Annotated in this window: 1 protein-coding gene; it reads left to right on the top strand. The window is 64.5% G+C overall.

Translation table 11 applies throughout. The annotated features are described in order from the left end of the window. On the top strand, positions 1-439 hold a 439-nt coding region (locus EXE44_RS18245; RefSeq protein WP_274595399.1), incomplete at both ends, for a transporter associated domain-containing protein.

Below are 439 nucleotides of genomic sequence, written 5' to 3'. Positions count from 1 at the left end.
GAGGGGACGCCCTCCTTAGAGCGGGTGGTCAAGCCCACCCTCCACGTCCCCGAGTCGAAGAACGCCGACGAGCTGCTCGCGGAGATGCAGGACAACCGCCTCCAGATGGTGACGGTGATCGACGAGTTCGGCACCACCGAGGGGATCATCACCCTCGAAGACATGGTCGAGGAGATCGTCGGCGAAATCTTAGAGGGCGACGAGGAGGCGCCGGTGGAGTTCGTCGACGACAACGTCGCCGTCGTTCAAGGCGAGGTGAACATCGACGAGGTCAACGAGATCCTCGGGATCGACCTCCCCGAGGGCGAGGAGTTCGAGACGCTCGCCGGCTTCGTGTTCAACCGCGCCGGGCGCCTCGTCGAGGAGGGGGAGGAGATCGAGTTCGACCAGATCCGGATCCGCATCGAGCGCGTCGACAACACCCGGATCATGTCCGCTC

Origin of the sequence: Halorubrum sp. SS7, from assembly GCF_005435055.1 — an archaeon.
GTDB lineage: Archaea > Halobacteriota > Halobacteria > Halobacteriales > Haloferacaceae > Halorubrum > Halorubrum salinarum.
This window is presented reverse-complemented; position numbering and strand designations above follow the sequence as displayed.